Raw genomic sequence first — 23,423 nt, 5'->3', positions numbered from 1 at the left:
CTCCTTAAGGATAAATAGGGGTATCGACTAACCCTTCCGTTTCTTCAATACCGAACATTAAATTCATATTTTGAACAGCTTGACCAGCAGCTCCCTTTACTAAATTATCAATGACAGAAACAATTAACAGCCTGTTTGAACGAGGATCATACTTTAAAGAAATATCACAATAATTCGTTCCAGCTACTTCTTTCGTACTTGGAAATTGCCCTTCTTTTCTGATACGGATAAAGGGTTCTTGACTGTAATAAGACTGATATAATTCTTTTAATCTATTTGTTTTTTGAGCTTCATGTAATTCAACATATATGGTTGACATAATGCCTCTTGTCATAGGAATAAGATGAGTGGAAAAAGTGATAGGCCCCACTTGATCGTTCACACTTTGCAATAGCTGCTCGATCTCGGGTGTGTGTTGGTGTTCATGAACTTTATAAATTCTGAGGTTCTCATTCGATTCTGTGAAACTTGACACTAAAGAAGGGGTTTTACCCGCACCAGATAACCCTGATTTGGCATCAATAATAATTGAACTTGGTCTTATAAGACCTTCGTTTACTAACGGATATAAACCTAATAACGAAGCTGTAGGATAACAACCGGGATTGGCAATTAAATCAGCGTCTTTAATAGCCTCTCGATTGACCTCACTCAAGCCGTATACTGCTTGGTCAATAACTTCTTTAGGAGGATATTTCTTTTGATAATAGGATTCATATTGCTCTTGATTTTTTATACGTAAGTCTCCAGAAAGGTCGATAATTTTAGCTTTTCCATTGATAAGACGTGGGGTTAAGTTTGTTGAAACCCCTGAAGGTGTTGCGAGGAAAATTACATCAAGTTCTTCTTTTAATTTTTCTTCATTGACGAGATTTAAATTTTCGTCGCTAATACCATGTAAGTGAGGATATACATTTGCATATGGGATGTCTTGCTGTGATGTAGTAAGTAGTTTACATGAGTGTACGTTCTTATGTTTTTGTAAAAATCGATATACTTCGATTCCACCATAACCAGTTGCGCCAATTATTCCAACTTTCAAGTCAACCACCCTTATTATTTTTGAAATTTAAAATTTTCTGAAATTACGTCATATTATATAACAGAATATGGAGAGGTGCAAGGTTACCTCTATTTACTTGGATATTAAGGTACTATTTTACCTTAATATCCAAGTATAATCATATATTAATTAAGTAATTCCTAGGGCGATTTTTGCATACCTAGACATTTTATCTTTTGTCCAAGGTGGGTTCCACACGATATCCACTTCTGTTTCCTTTACTTCAGGGATATCAGCTAAAGCCGCTTTTACTTGTTCTACAATGGTGCCTGCAAGTGGACAACCCATTGAAGTTAAAGTCATCGTCACTTTACATGTACCTTCTTCTAATAAATCTATATCATACACAAGACCTAAGTTGACAATATCAACACCTAGCTCTGGATCAATCACCTGCTCTAAAGCCCCTTCTAAATTTTCCTTAAGTGCTTCATCCATTTTACTTTCACTCCTTCCTTCATAGTCTCCTCCATTATAACGAACTTTGCTTGAAATTTAAAAAAGAAGCCTTTATGATCTAACAAGACGATACATTATAAATGTTGAACAAACCAAGCAACCGTCTCCATAATCCCTTGATTTGACACTGAATGTCCTTCGTCTGGATCGGAAATGAAAGAGAGACGATGCGGATAGTTTACATACATTGGCTTTACGTTCTGATAAAAATCATAAGCACCTTCATGAGGAACAACATCATCTAATTGTCCGTGCCAAAAAAGAAGAGGACGTCCAGCTAATTTTTCATTAGATTGACCTAAGTCATAATCGTCTAATTTGCTTAATTCACGTTCTACTTGTTGCTTTGTAATACTAATCCCTATATTCGTTTCTATATACTTTAATTGGTGAAGGGCTAAATCTTTGTAGCAAGGATACCCCATTAAACTCGTGGCAACCTTTATCCAGCTATACTTTTTTAAAGCACCAAATGTAATTATGGCACCCATTGATGTTCCCGCCAAACCAATTCGGGTTTCATCAATAATTTTTTTAGACAGAAAATAGTCCTTTACTTGTTCGATTTCATCTATGGTGTGAATAACAATATTCCAAAAGTGCATTTTTAGTTCATCTTCTTTCATATCCTTGCTTCGTTCACCGTGATAAATGGATTCTGGTAATGCGACACGGAAACCTTTTTCAGCCAAGAGATAAGCATAATGAAGATTCTTTTCTTTTAAGCTATTAAAACCGTGAATAAAAATAACAAAAGGTGAAGGTTTATCCTTATTTTCGTCTTTTACAATATGTAATGTAGGGATTCGATTGTCTATTATTGTTTTTTCGACTACAATCACTTCAAACAACTCCTTATTAGTTAGGGTTCAAAAACTAGGGGATTAAAGGTACTGAACAAAACAAGATAACCCCTTTTAATTACATCATCTAAATACAACCGTTTACTGTGGCTAGTGATAATCAAATGATCTACTAATTACGGATAGACAACGTAGGTCCAACTCCAACGTGGAGGTATGTTCAACATAGGACTTTTTGAACACGCACTATTATTATTTCATAAAATTAATTTTAACATGTAGACAACAAAGAGTGGAAAAAGATACACTAATACTACAAATAGTCAATAGTTAAAACTTCTTAATGTTAAAGAGGTTGTTCAAAAAGTCATGAAAAATTGCTGTCGAATAACTTTGTTGTCTCGCTATTCCACTCCTCATGTACAGAGAACGTACACTGTGGTGCTCATAGCTTCGTCGCCTCGTTCTACTCGGCCCTTTTTCCCCTACTTTTTGAACACGCACTTAAATAATCTTTCACGAGGAGAATTTATGGATAAAAAATTCAAAAGGTTAATCGCTCTTGATTTAGATGGAACATTATTAAAAGATGATAAAACCATTTCACCTTATACAAAACAAATAATTGAACGGGCAAAGCAAGACGGACATATTGTATGTATCGCCACTGGAAGACCCTTTCGTTCTAGTGTCATGTATTATCATGAATTGGGTTTAAACACCCCTATTGTCAATTTTAATGGAGCATTTGTTCATCATCCTAAAAACGATTCATGGGGAATTCACCATACACCTATGCATTTAGATGTAGTGAAGGAAATACTTGATGTCGCAGAACAATATAAAGTGCATAATGTTTTAGCAGAAATACTAGATGACCTTTATTTTCATTATCATGATGAAAAATTAATGGATATTTTTAGTTTTGGCAATCCAACAATTGAAGTTGGAGACCTTAGACACAATTTACCAAATAATGTGACCAGTATTTTAATTCATTCACCAGAAAAAAATGTTGAAAGAATTCGTTATTATTTATCTGAAGTCCATGCAGAAGTGGTTGATCACCGAAGATGGACAGCTCCATGGCATGTGATTGAAATCATTCGAGCAGGTATTAATAAAGCAGAGGGTCTTAAAAAAATATCTTCACATTACAACATACCAAAAGAACACATCATCGCTTTTGGCGATGAAGACAATGATCTAGACATGATTGACTTTGCTGGAACTGGCGTAACAATGGAAAACGCCATTGATCGATTGAAAGCCGTTGGAAACGTCATTACAAAATCAAATGAAGAGGACGGAGTTGCACACTTTTTGAGAAAAGAGCTCGACCTATAAATATGATGCCAAAAACCACATAATCTTTAATTAAATAAGAAATAATAATAGTGGCGTTTAGGCGTCACTATTATTATTAAGGGGGCGGGTTCATATGGCTAAAAGCAATAAATCAAAACGGTTCATCCAGCAGAGTAAAGATAGTATTAATAAACATGATGAACGTTTTCCTTACCAAATGACTTATTCAGATTCTGAAGAACGAAAATCAGAAGAAGTGGATAAGTTTTCATTAGGTGGTTTTTAGTAATGGCTAATTTATTGTTTCAACAAGCACGGAGTGCACTGGAACATGCACATGCTGCCTCTGAAGGTAGAAGAGACGAAGATTTAAACGAAGCTATTTCTAAAGCAAAAAATGCACTCTCTTCTGCTTATGCAAACAGTAATAATGCTGAACGAGCCCAACTTGCTACTTTTCAAAAAGCCTTAGACGAACTAGAGTTAAGAATTAATTTAGGTTGTTCTAGTAATAGTCAAAGGTGCGGCAACAACGAGAGTTTTATGATCGTAAATAACTCTCGTTTTGCCTTTTGTTTATATTACAAATTTCAAATAATGAAAAAACTTTTTGAAACAGAAAACGTATTGTGTCCCTATAACACTTGTGGAGTGTTATTCTGAAGGAACAACAAATTCCCCTGTTACTATTAATTTACCGCCTTCACTAACAACACCTTTGAGTTCTGTCGTTACTTGATATGTCCCTTCTTCAACACGAGTGCCATCTTTTTTATAATCCCACGTACTTTCCCACGTTTTAGTATCTCCTGATGCTATGGTGATTTCTCGCAGGGCCTGTGTAAACATCCTTCCTTTTGAATATCGATAAACTTCTTTTCCAGTAGAATCTCGAACAACGATATCATATGATTGCCCAGAATTAAACTTTACAATTTGTTCTGCAGAAGTATTATTTGTTAACTTCATTTGAAATGTTACTTCATTACTACCAGGTTCAATTTCAACAATCCAAAGCATTTTTTCTTCAGACACCTCCGATGCAACTTCCTTATTGTTTAATTGATCTTGACCACAACTTGTTAATATCAACAAAAAAACAGCTAAAATAGACATTTTGAGCTTCATTTCATCCCTCTTTTCAAAAAATGATTAATAAAGTGTTATTTACAATACTGATAAATGTTATCTTTAGTATAACAGGTTTAAATAATTTCATCGTCTCTCACTCGATCCTTTTTAGATTGTATTATTTCCTAATTCCTATTAAACTAAAAACCAATAGTTAAACATGAAAGAAGGTATATTTATGACTGTACACATAATTGCTGATAGTGCCAGCGATTTACCAAAAGAATTTTTCCAGCAACCTTCTATTTCCTTTATCCCGCTAAAGGTAGAACTAGACGGTAACGATTATCTTGATTCTAAAACAATTGAGCCAATCAAAGTTTATGAAGCGATGAGACAGGGAAAAAACGTCAAAACATCTCAAGCCTCTCTTCAAAGTATTCAAGAAACTTTTATTGACTGTATTAAAAAAGATCAACCTGCCTTATATGTTGCTTTTTCTTCAGAGCTATCTGGTACATATCAAACCGCAAAGATGGTTGTCGAACAATTAAAAGAGGATTATCCTGATACACAAATCGATATTATCGATTCAAAATGCGCATCGTTAGGATATGGACTTGCTGTTAAACATGCCAAACTTCTTTCAGACAAAGGCTTACCATTAAACCAAATTAAAGCGAACATAGAAACGTTATGCCAACACATAGAGCACCTATTTACAGTTGACGATTTAGAATATTTGGCACGTGGTGGTCGTGTAAGTCGTTCATCTGCCTTTGTTGGAGGACTACTAAATATTAAACCACTTCTTGACGTAGAGGATGGGAAGTTAATCCCATTAGAAAAAATACGTGGACGTAAAAAAGTTTTTCGTCGCATTCTCGAATTGATGGAACAAAGAGGCGTTAATTTAACAAATCAGACAATAGCCATCAGTCATGGTGATGATGAGGAAGGTGCCCATACTTTAGCAGAGATGGTAAAGGAACAATTCAAACCTAAAGATATTTTAATTAATACGATTGGAGCGGCTATTGGCGCACATTCAGGACCAGGGACTATAGCTATTTTCTTTTTAAGTGATGATTCAATTTTACATGAAAGGTGATTTTTGTGGGTAGCCTATTAGTTAAGTTCTCTTTTTAAATTGTTAGAGGAAAACTTTGAATTAATGAGATTGGAGGCTTAACATTGCCACATACTAGCGATAACGAAAAAAAAGCACAAGACAATCAAGCACAAAAACACGAAAAAAACATGATGAAAGAAAAAAATCGTCAAAAAGGAAAACACCAATACTCGAAAAAAACGGATCATTTATAAGAAAAGCGGAAGCGCTTTGAACAGCCACGACAAATAACACGCATTTAAACTAAAAAACGGGGATTCCCCGTTTTTTAGTTATCATCAAATGATTCAATATTGAACTTCACCAGAGTATGATCTAATTGCTCACTCATCTTCCTTAACTCTGACACTCGCTCAGCTAGTTTTTCAAAAGCAGATAACTGTTCAGAAGTAGACGCTGATATTTCTTGACTTCCTGCTGCGGTTTGCTCTACTACAGCACTAATACTTTCAACATTTTGCAAAATCTTTTCTCCTTTAATTTTTGAGTCTTGAACTCCTTCTTGTAAAACTACTAATTGACTTGAAATTCCATTCACTTTTTCACCTATATTATCAAATGCACTAGTTGTGGTAATCATCGATTGCTCTTGTTCTTTTGACAATGTCACACCGTGATCAACAGAATAGGAGATTTTCTTGATCCCTCTTTTTATTTGTTCAACAGTCTCAAATATTTCTTCAGTTGCGCTAGTCGATTGATTTGCGAGCTTCTTCACTTCTTCAGCAACTACAGCAAAACCTCTACCTGCCTCACCTGCTCTTGCTGCTTCAATCGCTGCATTAAGAGTAATAAATTCGTTTGCTTAGCAATATCTGACACGATTTTCGCCATATTTTCAATATTAGAAGTATAGTTGACAAACGTATTGGTTTCAGTCTCAATCAACTGAGTAGCTTCTCGCGTTTTCTCCATTAACATTTTTTGCTCTGTAATGGTCTTTTGCCCAACCTGAATTGTTTTTACAGCCTCTTCTCCATAAGAAACAACAGATGAGACACGCTGAACATTTTCTGAAAAATCTTTGTCCATATATTCAATAAGAGTGACAGCATCTTGTAGTTCTTCTGAAATAGATTGAGCACCTGCGGAAAGTTCATCTGTTGATACAGCTACTTGATTGCTTATTTCTTTTAATGATGCATTCTCTTCATCTAAATTTGTTGAAAAAGCATTCACCTCTTGGCTAGCATCCTTTATAGATAAAAGTAAATACTTTAGTTGCTTAACCATGTCATCGAAAGAATCGATTAGTAATCCTATTTCATCTTTTGCCTTATAAGGAATTTTCTTTATATGCAATTTACCTTGCGCTAATTCTTTCGCTTGTTTAGAAAGAAGTTTAAGTGGGTTCGTAATAGTACGTATAATACGAAAGCTTAAAATAGCACTAATCATAATAAATAAAACTGAACCAATAACGGAGGCTATAATTACAAATGAAAGCTGGTTTTCAATATTATTTTGGTGGTTTTCATAATAATCATTCACTAACATTTTCAGTTGGTATACATCATTCAAAATCCCATCCATTCTTGAGGCTAACCTCTTCGCCTCTGACTGGTCTTTATTGTTTAAAGCGACATTTACATCACCAATCCACATGGTATATTTCTCTTGAAGTCGCTCCGTTCTTTCTTCTTCTATGTTAGCAGGAAGATCATCAAATAATTGTATAACGGTTTCTTCCATTTGAACTAACATACCACTAATTTCAGTTTTTTGAGAATCAGAAGGTAAATGACTAAAATTATTTAAGGCTTGTTGAACTTTCTCCATATCTGATTCCAGCTCGTGAACGTCAATTAAAATCGGAACGACGTCACGTGTTGAAGCATTGATTGATACCATGTTTACTATGATAAAACCAATCATAAAAACAGTTAAGAAAACGAGGGATAGGGTCCCTGTTAATAATTTTTTATGAATGCTCATGACCTACACCTACTTTTCATCTCCAAAATTTGCTCTTAATTCAGCCATTTTTTTCTGATTTTCTCCGTTTAGGTTAACGATTCTTAAAGGAGCTAAATCAACACCGTTCTCGGCAATTCCATATTGTAGGTTCTCTTTTGGAATCTCCCCTTTTTGAACACGTTGAGCTACTAGGTCATAAACAACTGAGTCCACTTTCTTCAATACGGAAGTTACAACGGATTTTTCGGCCAAATAATATTGATCTGAATCTACACCAATGGAATAAATATTTTTTTCTTGTGCCTTCTGAATTACACCAACACCAGTAAATCCTGCAGGAGAAAACAAAACATCAGCCTCTTTTTGAATGATAGACTCCGCTAATTCCGCCCCCAATTGATCATTTCCGAAGTCATCGGCATATGTTTTTAAAATATCAATTTCAGGGTTTATTTGTTTGGCTCCTTCACTAAATCCTTGATAATATTTTTGAATAAGCGGAATATCCATTCCCCCCAATAAAACCAATAACATTTGAGTTCGTAATCATGGCTGCAACTGCACCTGCTAAATAACTCCCCTCATCTTCTTTAAACGTAATGGAAGTCACATTTTCTAAATCGGATGTGTCATCTATTAAAACAAACGTTTGTTTTGGGTTCTTCTTCGCCACCTTTTCTAAATCCTCTTTCACCATATATCCTAATCCAATGATCATATCGTTTCCTTGTTTAACAAGCTCTTCTAAGCCTTTTTCATACGTTTTTGTCTCACTCAATTCACGATAATCAAAAATAATTCCTAACTCATCACGTGCCCTTTGTAAACCTTTAAAGGCTGAATCACTAAATGACTGATCACCAAGACCAACATCTGACAACATAATTCCTATGCGAATTTTGTTATCATAAAAATCAACAGACTCATTCGATTTACACCCTGTTAATCCCGTAAGTAACAAAAGACAAGTTACTATACTTACCATTTTTCTCACGTTATGTACACCTCTTCTCATGCTAGTATTCTTGTTTGATATCGGTTTATTTATTAAGATATTAACTATTACGAAGAAGAAAATAAGAATCCATTGATAAAAATTAGAGATAACAAAAAACCATAGCTTCAGGTACTATGGTTTACATACTTCATAAACTGCATTAGTTTATCCGTTATCTTCTCTTGCTTTTATTTTCTTATGCACTAAAAAAGAACAATAAGCTAATGCCAAAGAATATAACGAATACCAAATAGCCAATCTTTGCTCAGCAATTAACAAATAAACAAAAGAAATGACGTAATATACGGCAACAGCTGCAAAAAACGCTCGTAGTATTTTCATCGTTGTTGTTCATCCTTTGCTAACTCAAATTTTTAATGATTTGCGACTCCAACTATATTTCTTTACATGATTCTCGTTTAATAATATGATGTGGAACCGACACCCTCTTCATAGGTTCAAGAGGGTTTTCAATTATGGCGAAAATCGATTTCGCAGCCTCATATCCTAACATATAAATATTTATATCTACGGTCGTTAACGGAGGGCGAGAAATTTCAGAAACCATTAAGTTATTAAATGATACCACCGAAACATCTTCTGGTACAAGCATGCCCATATCATCTAGCATGTTAAGCACACCTAATGCCATTAGATCATCGGCAACCATTAACGCTGTAGGTGGTTCCGGAAGTTTAAACAGCCTTTTAACGGCTTCCTGTCCTCCTTCTTTTAAAAATTGTTCTTGAATAACATATTCATCACGGTATTCAATCCCAGCATTTCGAATCGCTTTTTCATACCCTAACAAACGATCAATTGTAACGACAAAACTAAGATCTCCACCAATGAAGGCTAATTGTTTATGACCAAGCTCGAGCAAGTACTCTGTGACCTCTCTTGAAGCTCGATAATTATCATTATCAACATGTGTGATCAAATCTACGTCTTCAAACGGTTTACCAATCATCACAAAAGGAAAAGCTTTATCTTGTAAATACTTCGTTATTTTATCTTCTACTTTTGAATAAAGCAAAATAATTCCATCTACTTGTTTTCCTTCCACCATTTGAACGACATTATCAAAAGTTTCTTCTTCAGACTCTCCGGTGGACATATGAAGCGCATATTGTTTATTATGAACCCCTTTACTTATACCACGAATAACCTCTGGAAAAAACGGGTTTTGAAAGGGCTTTTTCAGTAGAATTAGCCATCACTACTCCAATTGATTGCGTTGATTGATTAGCTAAACTACGAGCAATATAATTAGGGTGATAACCTAATTCTTTCATTGCACTTCGAACGCGCTCTTTCGTTTTATCACTAATTCGTGGGTTATTTGCTATGACTCTTGAAACTGTTGAAGGTGCTACTTTTGCAACTTTTGCTACATCTTTTATTGTCACCATCATCTATCACTCCCTATATAAAGGGCTCTTTTCTTTATAGACATCCACTTTTCGTTAATCATTTTTTATTCCTCATTTTTCAAAGATCTTCTTTTTACCACAAATAGAAATAAAATAAATAACACTGGAACACTAATTATTACTAAAATAAATGATATATTAATTCCCACTTCATCAACAACCTCATATATTTCAGCCGTTTCTCTCTCTAATGAAACCGGAAGCTTACCATTATTCACTTTAATAATGTCATCCTCTAACAGCCCTTGTAATTGCTTCTCTTCTTCAATAACATCACTTGATAAGTCAACAACTTGGTCTTTAGATGTATTATTAATTGCAATGAACACGGTTTCATCTTTTAAGGTTCGTTTAAAAATCGTCATGCCATTCTCATTATATAATAACTCAAATTCACCCTCTGATAATGCAGGAAGACTTGAACGAATGTTTGATAGTTTTTCGATATGAGTAATCACCTCATCATCACCAAAAAAATTCATTAACCGTTGATTGTCTGGTGGATCTCCCCCATCTAGCGCGACTTCCGTTCCATAATACACCATTGGTATACCAGGGGTTGTATACATATACGTTAATGCAAGCATTAATCGAGTGCCGGGATGATAATTTCCATCAACTGCTTTTCTTGTAAAACGTACGGTATCATAGCGATCTAAATAATGAATAGAGCTTAACGAACTTTCTTCACTAAAAATGTCTGAAAAATCATATAGCTGTTGATCTGTTTTCTTAAAAGCTTCAGATACTTCCTCATGAAACTTAGCATTTCCAGAAGCATAAATCCCTTCAACTCTCGTTTCACTTTTAGAATCGGCAATGAATAAGAAAGGATCCTTTATCGACTGCACTTCATTAATAAGCTTTTTCACATAATCACTAGGTGTCTTTTCATATGAGTCGAGATAGAAGCCATCTATATTTGTCTCTTCTATCCACCATTTTGCTGTCGCAATTAAATAATTGTTTAGTTGCTTGTTTTCAAGATTCAAAGAAGGTAAGCTGCCTTCCCCTTCAGAAAGAAACCAATTTTCTTTTTCTTCATCCTCTAACCAAGGATGTTCAGAACTTGTATGATCGGATACAAAAGTAAGTACCACTTTTAAATCTCGATCATGAGCCTCTTGAACTAACATTTGAAGCTCATCTAAGGTCCCAAAACGAACATCTATCTTTTGAAAATTGTTAATTGATTGGCCATTATATTGATCAGTATCATAAATCGGAGATAAGACAATACTTGTAAAGCCCATATCACTAATATAATCTAGCTTATCAATAATACCTTTTAAATCTCCTCCATGAAACGATGTAGGATCTTCCACATTTACACCTTCATCATTAGCCATATCACCATTATTAAAACGATCAACCGTTATATAGTAGAACATTTCTTCTTGTGATTGATTTACCTCATCTGCCGTTACCGATTGCGTAATTAAAAAAAGGAATGAAAAGAGTCATTGTTAGTAAGCGTTTCAGCATCTATAATCCCCCAAAAATAGCATCAAATTATATAAATCTCAATATCCGTAAATCCGGAATTATCCCCATATTTACGGATATTTTCACACTGATATGCTATTAAGATTACCCTTTTGTTCCACCTGCCGTCAATCCTGACACAAAATATTTTTGCATAGATAAGAAAAGGATCGCAATTGGCAAAGCAATTAATACTGATCCTGCAGCAAACATTGTAAATTCTCCTCCAAATTCTTTTGCAATCATATCATAAAGGCCCACTGGTAACGTGTACATATTCTCTGAGCGAAGTAAAATTTTAGCTAAAATAAAGTCACCAAATGGAATGATAAATGAGTACAAAGAAATAACGGCAATCATCGGTTTGGCTAAAGGCATAACAATTTGAAAAAAAAGATGCGAAAATGACCAGCACCATCAATCTTTGCCGATTCATCAAGATCCTTTGGAATTGTATCTAAATACCCCTTCATTAAATACGTATTGACTGGAATGGAACCTGCCACATATAAAAGGACTAAACCGAGATGAGTATCAATTAAGTTTGTAATTAGTGCTAGTACATATATCGCAATTAAGGCTGCAAAGTTAGGAATCATTTGTAGTAGAAGCAAAACCATTAAACTGTTTTTACGTCCATAAAAACGATAACGGGAGAAAGAATAGGCCGTTATACAAACGGTCATCGTCGATAAAACCATTGTTAACAAGCTTACTTTCATTGAATTCCAGTACCAGTATAAATAATTACTTTTGTCTAAATCAAAAAGTTCTTTATAATGTGTAAGTGTTGCATTGTCTGGTATCATTTTTGATGCAGACAAGCTATCTCCAGGATTAAAAGATGAACCAATAATCCAAAAGATCGGATATAAAATAATTACGAACATCGCCAAAATGACTGAGTATGTCAACGTTAATCGCATATATTTCTTTTGTTTTAAACTCATTTTACATCATATCCTCTTCTTGGAATGATTTCGTTCGCTTGAATTGCCATAGTGCAACTGAAATGACGATCAAAGAAAGAAGCATCGTAATAACGGCTGCTTTTGAATATTGTGATGACGTCATCGTTAATCGATAAATCCATGAAATCAAAATATCTGTACCACCTGCGTTTTGGTTGGCAACAGCAGGTCCTCCAGCATTAAACAAATAAATAATATTAAAGTTATTAAAGTTAAATGTAAACTGCGTAATCATGATCGGTGCAGTCGCATAAAGGACTAGTGGCAAAGTAATCTTACGGAACTTTTGGAAGGCAGTTGCTCCGTCTACCACCGCTGCTTCATAAAGCTCATTTGGAATAGACTGAAGCACCCCTGTTACCATGACAAAGATAAATGGAAACCCTAGCCAACCTTGTATCAATATAAGAGCAAGTCTTGTATACATCGGTTCTGTCATCCAAGGTATGGGATCCATCCCAATAGCCCCTAATATTGTCGTATTAATTACCCCAAATGTATCATTAAACATTCCTGCAAAAACTAAAATTGAAACGAATGCTGGAACTGCCCAAGGTAAAATAAAAACCGTTCTTATAATGGCTTTTCCTTTCACCTCTTTTTGGTTGACCAAGACGGCTAAAAAGATTCCTAAAGCAATCTGTAATGTCGTTGCTGAAAACGTCCAGACGATCGTCCAAGCTAATACGGAAAAGAATGTGTCACGCCAGATGTCAATCGTGAATATTTGCTTAAAGTTATCGAAACCAACCCAATCCACTAAATTAGCAGGTGGAGAATGGTATAAATCATAGTTTGTGAAGCCAATTAAAAAGACGAATACAATTGGCAATATGACAACAAAAAGAATCAAAATGAATCCAGGTGTGACCATTAAATAAGGGAATCCTTGATCTATAAGTTGATGATACTGCTCTTTTACTGTATTTAAAGGTAATCCTTCATCTCTTTTTTTCCCATTTTTATAGGCATCACGTAAGTTGAAAAGATAAAAACCAATCCCCATAAGTAAAACCATAATCGCAATAATTCCATATACTAATAAGAAAACAGAATTGTCCCTACTAACATCGGTCCCTAACGTAACAATTCCCCACAAACCGATGTCTATTAAATCCCAAAAAGCGAATAAGAAGGATGCAGCTAATATGAGAAAGAAACCACCTTTTACAAATTGCCGATGGTACAATTGTCCCAAACCAGGAATTATAGAAAGGGCTAATCCTATTTTGCTATGGTTCGTTTGATTATTCATGATAATTCCCCTTTCATTAGGAAAAGCGCAAAAAGAAAAGTACGATGAGAAAAATATAGACAGCCTAGAACTGAATTATAAATAATTTCTATAAAACTATAAACCTCCTATTATTTTGAATGTATGCTTTTGATCATAGTTGAACTCAAGTTTTTATAAACACCTAAAGAATTAAGTATACATAAAAACTAGTTCAATTTTATAGGAAGGAATCAGCAAAGCTGATCCCTTCTCAAATATAATTATTGACCATGATTTGTTTGAATCCCTTGTTCAATTTGTTCAACAGCGGAATCTAAAGCTTCTTTCGGTTCAGATTTACCTGTTAAAACGGTTTGTAAACTATCGCCAATCGGCTTCCACACTTCTCCCATTTGAGGGATGTTTGGCATTGGCTCAGAGTATTTAGATTGCTCAGCTACTGCTTTAGCTACTTCATCCTCTTGAATAATTGGATCTTCCATTAAATCTTTTACAGGTGGAATTTCATTTGTTAACTCAAAACGTTGTTTTGCATTCTCATAGTTTGTTAACCATTCAACTAGCTTCGTTGCCCATTCTTGGTTATCAGAATGAGCGGAAACATGCCAGCCTTTTACACCCATGAATGTTTTCGGATGTTCACCGTTTTCTAAAGTAGGTAAGGTGATTGCCCCAAAATTCACACCTGCATCTTTCATACTTTGCACATCCCAAGGACCTGTATGAATGGATGCTGCTTTACCTTCATTAAACAAACCTGTCATTGTTGATCCACCATTTTCCCCAATAATCCCATTTGGAAATAACCCTTCTTCGTGCCATTTTTCCATAAATTTCACTGCCTCAACAGCACCCTCATTGTTTAATCCAAGCTCTTGTGGGTTTAATGTACCATTTTCTTCAGCGAATACATATCCGCCCATACCACCTATAATGGAGTATGCGAAATAGAAATTATCATACAAGGCTAAGAAACCATATTTTTCGTCTTTAGTGAAATCTTTAGAGAATGTATAAAGCTCATCCATTGTTGCTGGAACTTGATCCTCGGACATTAAATCTTTATTGTAAAAAAGGACTGTTGTTTCTGTAGCTTTTGGTAATCCATATAGCTTTCCATCATAATATTGAGAGCTAACCGCTGATTCAGTGAATGTATCTAGTACACTGTCTTCAACCTTTAATTGCGCTAAATGACCTTGAACAGCAAGTGCTCCTATTTGATCATGTGGAAGTGTAAGTACGTCTGGACCTGTTCCTGCGGGACCATCTAAAATAAATTGCTCTTTCATTTTTTCAGACATATTTAACTCTTTAAATTCTACTTCAATACCATGTTCTTTTTCGAAAGACTCAATTGCAGGTTCTAGTGCTACCCCTTTGTCTTTATCTTCCCAAACAACTAACTTCTCTGGTTTTTCTGATTCTTCATTTGTAGCGCTTTCATTTTCTTCGTTACTTGAACCTGAACTTTCACTTGAGTCTGGCCCACAAGCAGCTAACACACCGAAAAGTAAAAATACCGATAAAAAAATGGAGAAAAACTTTTTCATTATTGACCCCTCCTGAGTTAAGTATGTCTATTAAAATATTTTGATCTTCCGTTTCCCATAGAGAGAGAAAAAGGTGATCATATTCTAGGTTTGTACAACCGTTTGCACAAATTTATGAAAGCGATTGCGCAATCCTACTTTCATTATACCCGCCTATTTTATTTTGACAAGTACTTTTTATAAACTAAATAAGATTAATAGAATTGACTTTCTAAGCGCTTTCACATACTCTTGATATGAACTAATTTAATTTTGGTGCAAACGTTTGCTTTGCATGTAGTTATTAAGGAGAGATAACAATGTTTAAAGAAGCAATCTTCCATCGATCAAAAAATGAATTTGCTTATGCTTATGATGAGAAAACCTTACACTTAAGGATTCGCACAAAGAAAAATGATGTTGATCAGGTTCATGCAATTCATGGAGACTCCTACGATTTTAAAAACAAAGAGTGGCAGTATTCCCTATCCGAAATGACGAAAAGCGGAAGTGATGATTTATTTGACTATTGGTTTGTCGCAATAAAACCTGAATATAGAAGGCTTCGTTACGGTTTTCAATTAAGAAAAGATAACGAAACACTTATATATACTGAAAAAGGTTTTTTTGATCACATCCCTACAGATGATACAGCTTATTTCTTTTGCTTTCCTTTTATGAATTGGATCGATTTATTTAAAGCCCCTTCATGGGTAAAAAACACCGTTTGGTACCAAATATTTCCAGATCGTTTTGCAAATGGTAATGAAAACAATGACCCCGAAGGTACTGTCGCTTGGGGACAAGAAGAGCCTACTACAACGAATTTTTTTGGCGGAGATTTTGAAGGAATCATCAATCACATTGATTATTTAGTCGACCTTGGCATAACAGGGATCTATATGTGTCCTATATTTAAGGCGTATTCTAATCATAAATATGACACCATTGACTATATGGAAATAGACCCCCAATTCGGCAACAAAGAAACATTTCGAAAGTTAGTTGAAACGTGCCATAACAAAGGAATAAAAGTTATGTTAGATGCTGTGTTTAACCATAGCGGGTATTACTTTCCTGCTTTTCAAGACGTCAAAAAAAGTGGAGTGAATTCCAAATATAAAGATTGGTTTCATATTCGTGAATTTCCTTTGAAAGCAGACCCTATCCCTACCTATGATACCTTCGGTTTCGTGGAATCCATGCCAAAATTAAACACTGAAAATCCTCAAGTAAAAGATTATTTACTAAAAGTAGGTCGTTATTGGGTAGAAGAATTCAATATTGATGGTTGGAGACTCGACGTAGCCAATGAAATTGATCATCAATTTTGGCGTGACTTTCGAAAAGAGGTAAGAAGCGTGAAAGAAGATGTCTATATTTTAGGAGAAATATGGCATGATTCCATGCCTTGGTTACAAGGGGACCAGTTTGATTCTGTGATGAATTACCCTTTTACCAATGGCGCTCTTCGATTCTTTGCTAAAGAAGATGTCAAAGCAACCGACTTTGTCCATATGATTGAAAAAGTATCTCATATGTATCCAAAAAATGTGAATGAAGTCATGTTTAACTTACTGGGAAGCCACGATACACCTAGAGTGTTAACGATCGCAAAAGAAAAAAGGGACAAATTGAAACTATTGTTCACTTTTCAATTAACCTTTACTGGCACTCCATGTATTTATTATGGTGATGAAATAGGAATGACAGGTGAACAAGACCCTGGTTGCCGAAAATGCATGGAATGGGATAAAGAGAAACAAGACTTAGACATGTTTAAGCATGTTCAGAAACTTCTTCACCTTAGAAAACAATATCCACTACTCGCAAATGAGGGAGAATTAAAGGTTATTGAAGCAAATGATCAAACCAATCATGTCATTTATACGAAAGAAAACGAAAAAGAGCGTATCCTAATTATAATAAACAACTCGGATCAAACTCTTAACATAACCCTCCCTTTTGATTTAGAAAATAAAACAATAAAAAACTTATGGACTAATTCAGAGTTCGCAGCAGAAAGTACTAAAATTGATCTTGAATTAAAAGCAAATAAGTTTGCAATATTATTCTTAATAAAATAATGATCTCCTTATTTCATTGTCAGGTTTCCTATCATATTTTATCTTATCTTAATATCTCTGTTGCATACAGGGATATTCTTTTTTTATTTTAGAGGTTGTTCAAAAAGTCCTACGATGACCTAAGCACCATCGTTAGCCACAAGACGTGGCTGAACTTAGCCTATAGACCGCCTCGTTCTTATTTTTCTTCAATCCTTTTTCCCCTACCTTTTGAACACACTTTTTTACCTAATTTTTTCAAAAATTCGTTACCTTAAAAAATTCCACCCTACTATTAACCGATAGAATTTTCTAAAAATTTTCTTGAAATCAACTACTCTTTCCTATATGATATTTAATATAACATATTGATGTGATAAAACCTTACAAGGAGGAGAACCTATTGAAAAAAGTGGAGGCTATTATACGTCCAGAACAATTTCCTAATTTACGCTCCAAATTAGAGGAAGTCGGGATTAATGGGTTAACAGTTTCAGAAGTAGCTGGATGTGGACAACAAGGAGGAAAACAAGGTGTCTTTAGAGGAACAGCATATGAAATTAGACTATTACCTAAAGTCAAAGTAGAAATGGTGGTGGAAGAAGAACACGTTGATGAAATTTGCAAAATCATCCAATCGACATGTTCTACAAATACCGTTGGAGACGGAAAGATTTTCATTTTACCAATCGAAAATGTTATTCGGATTCGAACTGGTGAAACGGGAAACGAAGCGATCTTATAGATTTATATTTAATAAAACAGGAGGATGAATTTCATTGAAGAAAAAAGTTTTATCGATGCTAACTGCCAGCTTTTTCTTATCATCTGTCGCATTTGCAGAAACCCCTAGTGCAGAATCCGTACAAAATTCAATAGATATTACTTGGGTAATGATTGCCGCACTACTAGTCTTTTTTATGCACGCAGGATTCGCTATGGTGGAATCTGGATTTACAAGATCTAAAAATGCCCTGAATATTTTAATGAAAAACTTTCTTACCATTTCCTTAGGGTCAATCCTCTATTTTATCGTCGGTTATGCACTCATGTTCGGCTCTTCTGGAGGAGGTTTTATCGGAACGGACGGATTTATGTTATCAGGACAAAGTGATAATATTTGGTTTTATGTTTTTCAGGCTGTCTTCGCCGCAACATGTGCAACCATTATTTCAGGGGCAGTTGCCGAACGAATGAAACTTGGAAGCTACATGCTTCTAACCATCGTCATGACTGGTTTTATTTATCCAGTTGTCGGTCATTGGATATGGACGGAAGATGGTTGGCTTTCTCAGCTAGGTTTTTCTGATTTTGCAGGTTCTACTGTCGTTCACTTAACAGGAGCTTTAGGCGCAGTTGCTGCCGTTTCTTTTCTAGGAGCACGAATTGGTAAATACTCTGGTGATAAAGTAAACGTTATTCCTGGTCATAATATTCCCTTAGGTGCCTTAGGTGTTTTGATTTTATGGTTTGGTTGGTTTGGCTTCAATGGAGGGAGTTCATTAGCTGCCGATCCAGAATCAGTTCCTCATATTATTGCAACCACTCTACTTGCTGGTTCTGCAGGTGTCGTCAGCACAGCCTTATACACTCAATTCCGTTATAAAAGAATTGATGCTTCTTTAACTCTTAACGGCGCACTTGGTGGACTTGTTGGGATTACCGCTGGTTGTGCTGAAGTTTCCTTGGCAGGAGCAATCATTATCGGACTAATTGCTGGAGTCATTTTGACTGAAGCTGTACAATTTATCGATCGAACAATTAAGCTAGATGATCCAGTCGGCGCAATCGCGGTACACGGAGTCTGTGGTATTTGGGGAACCCTTGCGGTAGGACTATTTAGTACATCAAGTGGATTGTTTTATGGAAATGGGTTTGAACAGTTAGGAATACAGTTAATTGGAATACTCGCTGTTATCGCTTGGACTTTAGGAACCACTTCTATTTTCTTATTGATTTTAACTCGATTCTCCTCCATTAGAGTTTCACGTGAAGAAGAAATACAAGGACTTGATTTTGCTGAACACGGCTCTTCCGCTTACGAATTAAGAGATACATTTTTATCAGATAATGCCCAGACTTCTGTAGGAATAGGCAACGGGTTAGTAGAGCGACTAAATAACCTCAATCATTCCTCACCTAAGGCAAAGGAATCGTAAAGCATTCAAAAATCGCGTTTATAAGAAAAGCGCAAGCGCCCGTATAGGACGCAGGTGAAAAGGTACGTCAACTAAGTACAGTCACGACGCGCGAACTAACGTTGACGCTAGCACTTCCTGTGCGTCGAAAGCGCTACCCGTCGCTGGGCGCTGGAGCTAGACAAAAATAAAAGCACTCTCTTATAAAGGACAAAGTTTATACATTCTTACTCTGTAAATAGTTAAGGAAGTAAAGAAAAACGTCTTGTTTTTCTTTACTTCCTTTTTTCTTTCACTCATTTAATATTCAAATCAATGGAATAATGCTCAAACCAATAATCTAATTGCGCCAAGTAGGCTAACAATTGCGGTCCTGTCATTAATTGTCCAAACCAAGGCACCTTAAATGATGAACCCTCTGTATCAATTAAGCCTTGGATTTTTTCTTTATGAAATAACTCTGTTAAAATCGTACCTTTCCTATTCAAAGCTTGTTGAAGCCACTCTTTCACTAATTGAGTATATTGAGGATGATGGGTTTTCGGATAAGGACTTTTCTTCCGATATAATATTTCTTCAGGTAAGATCCCTTCTAATGCCTTTCTTAAAATCCCTTTCTCTCTCCCATTATACATCTTCATTTCCCATGGAATATTCCATACATACTCAATTAATCGATGGTCCGCAAATGGCACTCGAACTTCTAAGCTCGCTCCCATACTCATACGATCCTTTCGATCAAGTAAAGTCGTCATAAACCAAACCATATTTAAATAAAAAAGTTGACGACGCTTGGCCTCTAGGTGGTTTTCTCCTTCTAAAGCAGGTGTTTCATTTAATGTTTCTTGAAATCTATATTTAACATACTCATCTAGTTTTAACCGTTTCTGCCACTTATCTTGCAACAGAGTGATCCTCTCTTCTGTTGACCTCATCCACGGGAATCCATCTGAATGTATACTGTCAGGGTTGTGAAACCAAGGATAACCGCCAAATATTTCATCCGCACATTCACCAGATAAACTAACAACAAAGTCTTTTTTAATTTGTTTACAAAACCAAAGAAGCGAGCTATCTACATCTGCCATACCAGGTAAATCCCTTACAATAACAGCTTCTTGTAAATGTTCAAAAAGTTGTTCTTGTGATATTATGCTTTTTTGATGCAAGGTTTGAAAGCGATCACTCATTAAGTCTATCCAAGGTTCATCGTTGTTTGGCTGGAATTCGTTCTCCTTAAAATAAAGTTGATTATCTTGGTAATCAATCGAATAGGTCGTTAAACTTTTGCTCATTTTTTTAAAATGATTAGCTGTGATGGCTGATATAGCACTAGAATCAACCCCACCCGATAAAAACGTACATACGGGTACATCAGATACTAGCTGACGGATCACTGTATCTTCAAAAAGTTCTCTTACCTTTCCGGCCGTTTCCTCAAGATTATGAGTATGAGATCGGCTAACAACATTCCAGTATCTCCATTTTTTTAAACCTTGCTTACAATACGTCAAAGCGTGACCTGGGCGAAGTTCATCTATTCCTTCGAAAACACCTGAACCCGGTGAACGAGAAGGCCCTAAGCCTAACACTTCTCCTAATCCTTCCTCATTCAATGTAGCTGATTGAGAAGGGTGAGCAAGGATTGACTTAAGTTCAGAACCGAATAATAAAATTCCATTTTTCTCACTATAAAATAATGGTTTAACGCCAACTCGGTCACGAGCCATAAACATCATCTCTTTTTGATGATCCCAAATAGAAAAAGCAAAAATTCCGTTCAAAAAGTCCACACATTCTTGCTGCCATTCTATATACGATAGTAGTAGGACTTCAGTATCTGAATGACCTTGAAAAGAATATCCACGTTTTTTTAGTTCATAGCGAATATCTTCTGTATTATATAATTCACCATTATAGCAAATAGTGTAAAAATGCTCATTTTTTTCTCGAGTCATCGGTTGTTTTCCATATTCTGGATCAACCACAATTAACCGCTTATGACCGAATTGAACGTGTGTATCTTTCCAAACATTCGTTTCGTCTGGTCCTCTTTTAGACAGAGTATTTGTCATCTTTTCAATTATTTTCGTATTCGCTGTTAATGCTTGATTAAAATCAACCAAACCAGTGATCCCACACACGTATCAACATCTCCTTTGCAATTGTTAACATCTTGTCAAGATAAAAAATTAGAAATTTTAACGACTTTCCATTGAATATCAATAAAAGCGCATGCACTCCTCTAGCGATGCATGAATTAAGAGCACGAACTAACTGCTGAAGCTAGAAAACGATGAAAACAAAAAGCATATAAGAACAGATTTTTATGCTTTCTTACTTTGTAAAAAAAGAAGGTATTATTTTCTTATCATATGCAAAGACTTTTATATCGTTAAGGTATAGTTCGTAATCATCAAATACTGTATTGAAGTGGAGGTGAGAATGATGTTTTCCACAAAAAAACAACAAATACTTTCTCGACAAGAACGATTCTTTATTTCAGGAACATTAAAAAAGTGCTATTCTGATTGGTATGTTGTAGATGATACTGACGACTTTATCCCTCTTGATGAATATATGAACAATCAAGTAGAAATATGGGAAGAAAACGACTGGAACATGCTCACTTTTAATAATAAACATGACTTATTGGAAGAAGGAAAATCTATCCGGCTAGAGCGTTCACTTCCCTTTGCTTTAAAGGAATGTGTAGAGGAGATCAGCCTTCATTCCCTCGTTCAATGGATACAGTCTTTAAATAAGATTAATTACTCCATCTATGATTGTATTTATGCTCATAATCAATTAATTTACAGAAGAGAAGGAGAAGATTTCAGCGGTATCTCTACTTATGTTTTCGACAATAGTATGTCTATTTGTACCGTTCATCATTATGTTCAAAGGGGTATGATAAAGAAGGACTTGTTTGAGATGACATTAAGTACAGGAGAACGAATTTGGTTAACAGCGCTAGCGTAAAATTAAAAGGTTTGGAGCATCATCCAAACCTTTTCTTTATTATGCAATTCCTAACGGTAATCTAAAGAACCCTAAAACAATAACTAGTATGGTAGAAATGATAAAACCAATCCATAAACCTGTTAAAGGTTTGTCCTTTTTTCTTACGGACTAAGATCATTTCCATCAGCCCCACTACAACTATTCCGAGAATAATCTTCACAATATATTCTCCAGTTTGTCCAAATTTAAAAATGGGATGACGAAACACTAGCTCAAGCCCAGAAGCAATTACTAATAAGTAATCCACACGTAAAATCATATGGATGATTTTCGCTGCCTTTCCACTCATGAAAGCAGCAAGAAAGAATAAAATAAGCGCTAACACCCAAGTTGTTATGTGTAAATGTGTCAAAAAAACTCTCCCCCCTTTACTTACAAAATTAGAAAAGCCCTAGCATCCGTATATCGACGCATGAACTAGATACACAGGCTAACTACTGCCACGTCCTGTGACAAAGCCCGCACTAGCACATCGTGTTCGTCGGAAAGCAACACCAATCGCTGGGCGCTGGAGTTAGACTAGACAATAATAAAAGCGCAAGCAACCGCATAGAGATACAGGTGCTAATACTCTCCGCTATATGATATCATGAAATTTGTAAGGAAAGTACTGATTTACTTTGTCAGACAATAGATGTTCAAAATTTCGAGTCTCATTCTTCAAAACCTACATATTACATAGCATTAGATAAACAACAACAAGAATTCTTACGAAACTAAGACTTGAGTTGTTTTACTATGTAAGCTATTTTAATAATATATGTTTCTCGAAAATAAGAGCAAATTT

17 protein-coding genes and 7 pseudogenes are annotated in these 23,423 nt (G+C 35.3%); 9 read left to right on the top strand and 15 right to left on the bottom strand.

Features of this window, described 5'->3' with window-relative positions; all coding sequences use genetic code 11:
* Positions 1-4: 4 nt before the first annotated feature.
* The 3 genes from argC to LC087_RS01470 form a co-directional block, all read right to left on the bottom strand.
* Positions 5-1,042: an N-acetyl-gamma-glutamyl-phosphate reductase gene (argC, locus tag LC087_RS01480; RefSeq protein WP_226538737.1), complete on the bottom strand. Its 1,038-nt coding sequence runs from the start codon at positions 1,040-1,042 to the stop codon at positions 5-7.
* 150 nt (positions 1,043-1,192) lie between these two features.
* A complete protein-coding gene (locus LC087_RS01475; RefSeq protein WP_226538736.1) occupies positions 1,193-1,501 on the bottom strand; it encodes a metal-sulfur cluster assembly factor in 309 nt (102 codons plus the stop codon).
* 95 nt (positions 1,502-1,596) lie between these two features.
* Entirely contained in the window at positions 1,597-2,364 is a 768-nt protein-coding gene (locus tag LC087_RS01470) for a prolyl oligopeptidase family serine peptidase (RefSeq protein ID WP_226538735.1), read from the bottom strand.
* 492 nt (positions 2,365-2,856) lie between these two features.
* Between LC087_RS01470 and LC087_RS01465 the strand changes: the two genes are divergently transcribed.
* The 3 genes and pseudogenes from LC087_RS01465 to LC087_RS01455 form a co-directional block, all read left to right on the top strand.
* A complete protein-coding gene (locus LC087_RS01465) occupies positions 2,857-3,672 on the top strand; it encodes a Cof-type HAD-IIB family hydrolase (protein ID WP_226538734.1) in 816 nt (271 codons plus the stop codon).
* A 94-nt stretch (positions 3,673-3,766) separates the two neighbouring features.
* Positions 3,767-3,919 carry a hypothetical protein gene (locus LC087_RS01460; protein ID WP_226538733.1) on the top strand — a complete coding sequence of 51 codons (153 nt, stop codon included), beginning with the start codon at positions 3,767-3,769 and terminating at the stop codon, positions 3,917-3,919.
* Between the two features lie 2 nt (positions 3,920-3,921).
* Positions 3,922-4,113, top strand: a pseudogene (locus LC087_RS01455) (DUF3813 domain-containing protein); the annotation flags it as partial.
* Between the two features lie 174 nt (positions 4,114-4,287).
* On the opposite strand, the gene LC087_RS01450 reads toward LC087_RS01455, so the two are convergent.
* Positions 4,288-4,761 carry a BsuPI-related putative proteinase inhibitor gene (locus LC087_RS01450; protein WP_226538731.1) on the bottom strand — a complete coding sequence of 158 codons (474 nt, stop codon included), beginning with the start codon at positions 4,759-4,761 and terminating at the stop codon, positions 4,288-4,290.
* Positions 4,762-4,942: 181 nt separating this feature from the next.
* Between LC087_RS01450 and LC087_RS01445 the strand changes: the two genes are divergently transcribed.
* Together LC087_RS01445 and LC087_RS01440 are read left to right on the top strand one after the other, a co-directional pair.
* Complete coding sequence (locus LC087_RS01445; protein ID WP_226538730.1) at positions 4,943-5,815, top strand: DegV family protein; 873 nt, start codon at positions 4,943-4,945, stop codon at positions 5,813-5,815.
* An 83-nt stretch (positions 5,816-5,898) separates the two neighbouring features.
* Entirely contained in the window at positions 5,899-6,030 is a 132-nt protein-coding gene (locus LC087_RS01440) for a DUF3941 domain-containing protein (protein ID WP_226538729.1), read from the top strand.
* A gap of 74 nt (positions 6,031-6,104) precedes the next feature.
* Here LC087_RS01440 and LC087_RS01435 read toward each other — a convergent pair.
* The 9 genes and pseudogenes from LC087_RS01435 to LC087_RS01395 all read right to left on the bottom strand — a co-directional run.
* A pseudogene (locus LC087_RS01435) lies at positions 6,105-6,649 on the bottom strand (methyl-accepting chemotaxis protein); the annotation flags it as partial.
* Between the two features lie 414 nt (positions 6,650-7,063).
* Positions 7,064-7,234: pseudogene (locus LC087_RS19520) on the bottom strand (HAMP domain-containing protein); the annotation flags it as partial.
* 546 nt (positions 7,235-7,780) lie between these two features.
* Positions 7,781-8,747 (bottom strand): annotated as a pseudogene (locus tag LC087_RS01425) (BMP family lipoprotein).
* A gap of 168 nt (positions 8,748-8,915) precedes the next feature.
* Positions 8,916-9,092 (bottom strand): hypothetical protein, encoded by a 177-nt coding sequence (locus LC087_RS01420; protein ID WP_226538726.1) that lies wholly within the window; start codon positions 9,090-9,092, stop codon positions 8,916-8,918.
* A 52-nt stretch (positions 9,093-9,144) separates the two neighbouring features.
* Positions 9,145-10,165, bottom strand: a pseudogene (locus LC087_RS01415) (LacI family DNA-binding transcriptional regulator).
* A 62-nt stretch (positions 10,166-10,227) separates the two neighbouring features.
* The gene (locus LC087_RS01410; protein WP_306019835.1) at positions 10,228-11,574 is read right to left on the bottom strand and encodes an alpha-amylase family glycosyl hydrolase; all 1,347 of its coding nucleotides are present in this window, start codon (positions 11,572-11,574) and stop codon (positions 10,228-10,230) included.
* A gap of 199 nt (positions 11,575-11,773) precedes the next feature.
* A pseudogene (locus tag LC087_RS01405) lies at positions 11,774-12,618 on the bottom strand (sugar ABC transporter permease).
* Between the two features lies 1 nt (position 12,619).
* A complete protein-coding gene (locus LC087_RS01400) occupies positions 12,620-13,894 on the bottom strand; it encodes a carbohydrate ABC transporter permease (protein ID WP_226538722.1) in 1,275 nt (424 codons plus the stop codon).
* 242 nt (positions 13,895-14,136) lie between these two features.
* Positions 14,137-15,429: a sugar ABC transporter substrate-binding protein gene (locus LC087_RS01395; protein WP_226538721.1), complete on the bottom strand. Its 1,293-nt coding sequence runs from the start codon at positions 15,427-15,429 to the stop codon at positions 14,137-14,139.
* A 299-nt stretch (positions 15,430-15,728) separates the two neighbouring features.
* On the opposite strand from LC087_RS01395, the gene LC087_RS01390 reads away from it, so the two are divergent.
* From LC087_RS01390 to LC087_RS01380, 3 genes are all read left to right on the top strand, one after another.
* A complete protein-coding gene (locus tag LC087_RS01390) occupies positions 15,729-17,495 on the top strand; it encodes an alpha-glycosidase (RefSeq protein ID WP_226538720.1) in 1,767 nt (588 codons plus the stop codon).
* Between the two features lie 382 nt (positions 17,496-17,877).
* Positions 17,878-18,219: a P-II family nitrogen regulator gene (locus LC087_RS01385; RefSeq protein WP_226538719.1), complete on the top strand. Its 342-nt coding sequence runs from the start codon at positions 17,878-17,880 to the stop codon at positions 18,217-18,219.
* A 34-nt stretch (positions 18,220-18,253) separates the two neighbouring features.
* Positions 18,254-19,633, top strand: a complete 1,380-nt coding sequence (locus tag LC087_RS01380; protein WP_226538718.1) for an ammonium transporter — start codon at positions 18,254-18,256, stop codon at positions 19,631-19,633.
* A 275-nt stretch (positions 19,634-19,908) separates the two neighbouring features.
* Here LC087_RS01380 and asnB read toward each other — a convergent pair whose 3' ends face one another.
* A complete protein-coding gene (gene asnB / locus LC087_RS01375; protein ID WP_226538717.1) occupies positions 19,909-21,756 on the bottom strand; it encodes an asparagine synthase (glutamine-hydrolyzing) in 1,848 nt (615 codons plus the stop codon).
* Positions 21,757-22,060: 304 nt separating this feature from the next.
* Here asnB and LC087_RS01370 point away from each other — a divergent pair, with 304 nt between their 5' ends.
* A complete protein-coding gene (locus LC087_RS01370) occupies positions 22,061-22,594 on the top strand; it encodes a DUF2777 family protein (protein WP_226538716.1) in 534 nt (177 codons plus the stop codon).
* A gap of 39 nt (positions 22,595-22,633) precedes the next feature.
* On the opposite strand, the pseudogene LC087_RS01365 reads toward LC087_RS01370, so the two are convergent.
* Positions 22,634-22,988: pseudogene (locus LC087_RS01365) on the bottom strand (YisL family protein).
* Positions 22,989-23,423 lie beyond the last annotated feature (435 nt).

The organism is Bacillus carboniphilus, assembly GCF_020524035.2.
Classification (GTDB): domain Bacteria; phylum Bacillota; class Bacilli; order Bacillales; family JAIVKR01; genus Bacillus_CC.
The sequence above is the reverse complement of the archived record's forward strand: the minus strand, read 5'-3'. Positions and strand labels throughout refer to the sequence as shown.